Source organism: Salmonella sp. SAL00670, from assembly GCF_046552235.1.
Lineage (GTDB): Bacteria > Pseudomonadota > Gammaproteobacteria > Enterobacterales > Enterobacteriaceae > Salmonella > Salmonella enterica.
This window is the reverse complement of the sequence record NZ_JBGDUO010000017.1, coordinates 1-5,915: the sequence shown is the minus strand read 5'-3', so window position 1 is coordinate 5,915 and position 5,915 is coordinate 1. Positions and strand designations below refer to the sequence as shown.

Here is a 5,915-nt window from a genome sequence, read left to right as displayed (position 1 = left end):
AACGCATACAGGCTTAACACCCGGATATCCGTGTGGTCGCGGCTCACCAGCTGACGCAGCAGCTCCCCGCCGCGGCGGTTATCCTCCGGGTCGGACGAGCGCGTCAGCGCCTCCGCGTAGCCCAGCGCCGCATCGCGGTTTTTCGGGTCCAGGCGGTAGGCGTTCGCATACGCCCCGGTGGCGGTACCGGCATTACCCAGTACCATACCGGTGCGCCCCAGCATGAGCCAGCCCTCAACATTGCCGGCATCATTCTGCAGGCGGGTGCGCAGCCCCAGCGCCAGCCGCGCCATCTCCTCTTCATTCAGCGGCTGCGCCTGCGGGTCCAGCGCCCGCGCCAGCAGCCCGGGCGTCTGCGCCGTTGCCTGCTGCCAGGCCCTCACCTGCGGATAGCTGCCGGTCTGTGAGTAACTGATGGCGGCCACGACCAGCGCAATAACCACGCCCGGCACGTAAACGCCCCACCCGGCGCGCGCGCCGCAAACCGGGGTGTCCGCCGGCAGCGGCTCCCGGCGCAGGCGCACCCGCCGGCGCGTGCGGGCGACGATTATCCACCCGCCCGCCACGATGGCGGCCAGCGGCAGCACCCACAGCAGCACCGTCAGCGGGGTCAGCGGCGGGTCGTAGGTGACGAAGTTGCCGTAGCGCGCCACCATGTAATCGATGATTTCCTGGCGGCTCTTCCCCTCCTGCATCAGGTCATACACCCTGCGGCGCATGTCGGTGGCTATCATCGCGTTCGAGTCCGCAATGCTGTTGTTCTGGCATTTCGGGCAGCGCAGCTGCTCCGTGAGCTGGCGGAACTGCTGCTCCTGCGCTTCATCTTTAAACGGCATCACGTCGGTGGTTGCCCGCGCTGACCCGGCGATAACCAGCGCCAGCATCAGCATCACCATGCCCGGTAACAGTCTCATTGCGCCGCCTCCCGGCTGTATCTGTCCCACAGCGGTTTCAGTTCACTCTCCCACACCCGGGCATTCAAATCGCCCGCATGGCGGTAGCGGATAATCCCCCTGCCGTCGATGAGGAAGGTTTCCGGCGCGCCGTACACGCCCAGGTCCAGCCCCAGCATCCCGTCGCTGTCCGATAAACTCAGCGCATACGGGTTGCCCAGTTCCTTTAACCAGGCCACCGCCTTCGCCCGGTCGTCCTTATAGTTCAGCCCGACCACCCGGATACCCTGCGCAGAAAGCTGGTTCAGGTACTGATGCTCGGCGCGGCAGGTCGGGCACCAGGTGGCCCAGACGTTAAGCAGCACCGGTTTCCCCTGCGTCAGCACCTCCGCCTGATAGTACTGACCCGGCGTCTCCAGCGATTCCAGGCGGAACGCCGGCACCGGCTTTCCGGTCAGTGCCGATTCGAGATTCGTCGGGTCATCCCCCTGCGCGTTGCGCGCCAGCTGCCACAGCAGCGCCGCGGCAATCAGCAGAAAAATCAGCAGCGGTAATAACAGTACGTTGCGTTTCATCCGGCCTCCGGCAATGGTTTACGGCGGCGGTAGCGCGGGTCCGCCAGGCACAGCAGCCCGCCCAGCGCCATCAGCAGCCCCCCGGCCCATATCCAGCGGACAAACGGTTTGTAATACAGGCGCACGGCCCACGCGCCGTTGTCCAGCTCCTCCCCGAGCGCGGCGTACAGGTCGCGGGTCAGCCCGCCGTCAATCGCCGCCTCGGTCATCACCATCCGGCTGGTGTTGTAGAGCCGTTTCTCCGCGTGCAGCACCGCCTCCGGCTCGCCGTGGCGCGTCACCCCGATGAGGGCCACCCCGCCGCGGTAGTTGGGGCCGGTGATGTCCCGCACCTCCCGGAAGGTGAAGCGGTAGTCGTGAATGGTCACGCTGTCGCCCGCCCGCATCCGCACGTCACGCTCCACGCTGTAATTCTGGCTGAAGGCGATGCCGGTAATCGTCACCGCCAGCCCGAGGTGCGCCGCCACCATTCCCCAGTAGCTGAGAGAGGTTTTCGTGCCGCGGGACACGCGCTGTACGGCTTCGGCCACCGCCAGCACCGCAATCCAGCAGGCCATCGCCATCCCCACCGCCGTCATGGCGATGATTTTATCTTCCAGCAGCCATGGCAAAAGTACCGACAGCACCAGGGTGGTGACAACGGCAGCCCACAGCAGTTTCCTGATGTTACGCGGCCGGTCCCGGCCCCAGCGCACCAGCGGCCCCACCCCCAGCAGCAGGGCAAAGGGGACCATCAGCCAGGTGAACATGGTGTTAAAGAACGGCTCCCCCACCGAAATGCTGCCCAGCCCCAGCTGTTTGTGCACCAGCGGCAGCAGGGTGCCCAGCAGCACCACCAGCATGGCGGCCATCAGCAGGACGTTGTTGCCGAGCAGCAGCGACTCGCGCGACCACAGCGTGTTGTTCACCCGCGAACGCACCCTGTGCCCGCGCACGGCGAACAGCAGCAGCGAGCCGCCGGTGACCAGCACCATAAAGGCGAGGATAAACATCCCGCGCGCCGGGTCGGAGGCGAAGGCGTGCACCGACACCAGCACCCCGGAGCGCACCAGGAAGGTGCCCAGCAGGCACAGCGAGAAGGCGCAGATGGACAGCAGCAGCGTCCACGCCTTAAAGCCGGCGCGCTGTTCGGTGACCGCCAGCGAGTGCAGCAGGGCGGTGCCCGCCAGCCACGGCATAAAGGAGGCGTTCTCCACCGGGTCCCAGAACCACCAGCCGCCCCAGCCCAGCTCGTAGTAGGCCCACGCCGAGCCGAGCACGATGCCCAGCGTCAGGAACACCCACGCCGCCAGCGTCCACGGGCGGGCAAAACGGGTGAACGCGCTGTCCAGACGCCCGCTCAGCAGCGCGGCGATGGCGAAGGCGAAGGCCACCGAGAAGCCGACATAGCCCATGTACAGCAGCGGCGGGTGGAAAATCAGCCCCGGGTCCTGCAGCAGCGGGTTCAGGTCGCGCCCCTCCACCGGAAAGGCCGGCAGCGTGCGGGCGAACGGGCCGGAAGTGAACAGGATGAACGCCAGAAAACCGGCGCAGACCATCCCCATCACCGCCAGCACCCGGGCGACGATATCCGCCGGCACCCGCCGGCTGAACACCGCCACCGCCAGGGTCCAGCCGCTCATCAGCAGCACCCACAGCAGCAGCGAGCCCTCGTGCGCCCCCCAGGTGGCGGCCACCCGGTACCACACCGGCAGCTGCGTGTTCGAGTTGCCGGCGACATAGGCCACGGTGAAGTCGTTAACCACAAAGGCGTGCACCAGCACGAAAAACGCGCCCGCCACGCAGATAAACAGCAGCCAGGCGAACACCCCGGCCGACGCCATCATCCGCGCGTCGCCGCGCGCCACGCCCCACAGCGGGTAAACGGACAGCAGCAGCGCCACGCCGAGCGCCAGGCACAGCAGCGCGTGGCCGTATTCAGGCATCATGATGAGGTGTCCTTATCAGCGCGTTGCGGGCGGCGGTGGTTTTCCTGCATCGCCTTTTCCACTTCCGGCGGGGTGTAGTTCTCGTCATGTTTGGCCAGCACCTCGTGCGCCAGGACGTGGTTGCCCTTCTCCAGGGTGCCCTGCACCACCACCCCCTGCCCCTCGCGGAACAGGTCCGGCAGTATCCCCTCATAGCTCACCGTCACCGACCCTTCGGCGTCGTAGAGGCTGAAGTTCACCTTCAGCGAGTCCGGGTCGCGCCTGACGCTGCCGGGCATCACCATCCCGCCGACACGCAGGCGCTGGCCCGCCGCCGGCAGCTGCTGCGTCTCGCGCTTGCCGTAGAGGATTTCGCCGGGGGTATAGAACAGGTCGATATTCGCGCGCAGCGCGTACAGGACCAGGGCGGTGGTCAGCCCCAGGCCCGCCAGCACCGCGCAGACCACCCATAGCCGGTTTTTACGTCGCAGGTTCACGCCACCTCCTGTTGCGCCTGTGCGGCACGCATCCGCGCCTCGCGCGCCCGCTGCAGCGCCACGCCGCGCAGAATGGCCCGGCGCTGCAGCACCGTGTGCAGCGCCAGCAGCGCCAGCGGCGCCACGGTCATCGCCACCGCCAGCCAGACAAAAAAGGCGTACCCGCCCATGGCGAAAAAATCGCTCCACGATGAAAATGCCGGACTCACCGGTGCCCCCTTTTCAGTATCAGTTCGCTCACCCACGGGCGGCGTTTTTCCATCAGTAAAATCAGGTTGCGCATCCGCATCAGCGAAAGCGTCATAAAGAGCAGCAGGAAGCCGGCGATGGCCCAGCGCAGCGGCGAGCGCATCGCCGGGTCGATACTCTGCTGCATCCGCGTCGAGCCCTGGTGCAGGGTGTTCCACCACTCGACGGAATAGTGGATAACCGGCAGGTTCACCACGCCGACCAGCACCAGAATGCCCGCCGCGCGCCCGGCCATCCGGCGGTCGTCAAAGGCGTGCCACAGGGCGATGACCCCGGCGTAGAGAAACAGCAGCACCAGCTCCGAGGTCAGGCGCGCGTCCCACACCCACCAGGTGCCCCACATCGGTTTGCCCCACGCCGCGCCGGTGACCAGCGCGATGAAGGTGTACACCGCCCCCACCGGCGCCATCGCCGCGACGGCAAGGCTGGCCATTTTCATCTGCCAGACCAGCCCGGTGAACGCCGCCACCGCCATCGCCGCATAGATACCCATCGACCAGATGGCCGCCGGGACATGCAGGTACATAATGCGGTAGCCCTCCCCCTGCTGGTAGTCCGCCGGGGCGAAACCAAAGCCCCGGACCCAGCCCGTGGCCAGCACAATGATGCCGGCTGCCGCCAGCCACGGCACAAGCCTGCCGCAAATCTGATACAGCCGGGGCGGCGCCGCCAGCTGATGAAGGGTTTTCCACATAGTCGTCACCTGACCTCCTGAAACCAGTAAAATGTCCGTCGCGCCGGGGCGCTACTGCACGCTGATGCGCAGCGCCGCCGCGGTGGCGAACGGGCTTAACGTCGCGCTGCCCGCCAGCAGCGCTCCCAGCACCGCCAGATAGCCGTCAGCGGGTAAATGCATCGATGCCGCGTCCATCGCCGCGGCGGCGAAAATCAGCACCGGGACACTCAGCGGCAGCACCAGAATGCCCAGCAGGACGCCGCCGCGCCGCAGCCCGGCCGTCAGCGCGACGCCCGGCGCGGCGAGAAACCCCAGCGCCGGCGTGCCGAGCAGCAGCGTCAGCGCCATGATTTTCCAGCCGTACACGTCCATCCCCAGCAGCAGCGCCACCAGCGGGGAGAGCATCATCAGCGGCAGGCCGGTCACCGCCCAGTGGGCCAGCACCTTCGCCAGCACCACCGCCGGCAGCGGCACCGGCAGCAGCATCAGCTGCTCCAGGCTGCCGTCCTGCAGGTCGTCGCGAAACAGCCGCTCCAGCGCCAGCAGCGAGGCCAGCAGCGCCGCCACCTGGATGATGCCCGGCGCGATACGCGCCAGCAGCTGCGGCTGCGGCCCGACGCTTAACGGAAACAGGGTGATGACCATCAGGAAGAACCACAGCGGGCCGGCGATGTCCGCGCCGTGGCGGAACGCCACGCGCAGTTCGAGACAGAAGACACGCCACATCACAGCCCCGTCCCCCCGCCGGTCAGCGCCAGGCGGCGGACGGTGTCCGCAGCCCCCGGCAGCGGCTGGTGGGTGGTGAGAATGACCATCCCGCCCTGCGCCGTGTGCGCCGCCATCCGCCGGGTGAGGCGCGCCACGCCGTTAACGTCAATGGCGGTGAACGGTTCGTCGAGCACCCACAGCGCGGCGCGGGTCAGCCACAGGCGGGCCAGCGCCACCCGGCGCTGCTGCCCGGCCGAGAGCCGGGCGACCGGCACGTCCTCAAATCCCGCCAGCCCGGCCTGCGCCAGCGCCTCCGGGAGACGCGCGCCGTCGCCGGGGTGGAAGAAGTGCAGGTTCTCCCGCGCCGTCAGGCGGGTTTTGATCCCCGGCTGGTGCCCTATCCACAGCAG

At 67.7% G+C, this 5,915-nt stretch carries 8 protein-coding genes; all 8 read right to left on the bottom strand.

Annotated features, from left to right (window positions below; genetic code table 11):
* A partial coding sequence (locus tag ACLJRS_RS23510) for a cytochrome c-type biogenesis protein CcmH (protein ID WP_350400609.1) occupies nucleotides 1-914 on the bottom strand: 914 nt, incomplete at its 3' end.
* A complete protein-coding gene (gene dsbE / locus ACLJRS_RS23505; protein WP_000828296.1) occupies nucleotides 911-1,468 on the bottom strand; it encodes a thiol:disulfide interchange protein DsbE in 558 nt (185 codons plus the stop codon). The genes dsbE and ACLJRS_RS23510, both read right to left, overlap by 4 nt.
* Nucleotides 1,465-3,396 carry a heme lyase CcmF/NrfE family subunit gene (locus ACLJRS_RS23500; RefSeq protein ID WP_000982531.1) on the bottom strand — a complete coding sequence of 644 codons (1,932 nt, stop codon included), beginning with the start codon at nucleotides 3,394-3,396 and terminating at the stop codon, nucleotides 1,465-1,467. The genes dsbE and ACLJRS_RS23500 overlap by 4 nt, the downstream gene beginning before the upstream one ends.
* Entirely contained in the window at nucleotides 3,393-3,872 is a 480-nt protein-coding gene (gene ccmE, locus ACLJRS_RS23495; protein WP_001053618.1) for a cytochrome c maturation protein CcmE, read from the bottom strand. Before ccmE ends, ACLJRS_RS23500 begins: the two co-directional genes overlap by 4 nt.
* A complete protein-coding gene (gene ccmD, locus ACLJRS_RS23490) occupies nucleotides 3,869-4,081 on the bottom strand; it encodes a heme exporter protein CcmD (protein ID WP_000074107.1) in 213 nt (70 codons plus the stop codon). The genes ccmE and ccmD overlap by 4 nt, the downstream gene beginning before the upstream one ends.
* Nucleotides 4,078-4,815 carry a heme ABC transporter permease gene (locus tag ACLJRS_RS23485; protein WP_000266009.1) on the bottom strand — a complete coding sequence of 246 codons (738 nt, stop codon included), beginning with the start codon at nucleotides 4,813-4,815 and terminating at the stop codon, nucleotides 4,078-4,080. The genes ccmD and ACLJRS_RS23485 overlap by 4 nt, the downstream gene beginning before the upstream one ends.
* Before the next feature lie 51 nt (nucleotides 4,816-4,866).
* Nucleotides 4,867-5,526 (bottom strand): heme exporter protein CcmB, encoded by a 660-nt coding sequence (ccmB, locus tag ACLJRS_RS23480; protein WP_000990035.1) that lies wholly within the window; start codon nucleotides 5,524-5,526, stop codon nucleotides 4,867-4,869.
* The coding region (ccmA, locus tag ACLJRS_RS23475; RefSeq protein WP_410957906.1) for a heme ABC exporter ATP-binding protein CcmA at nucleotides 5,523-5,915 on the bottom strand (393 nt) is incomplete at its 5' end. The genes ccmA and ccmB, both read right to left, overlap by 4 nt.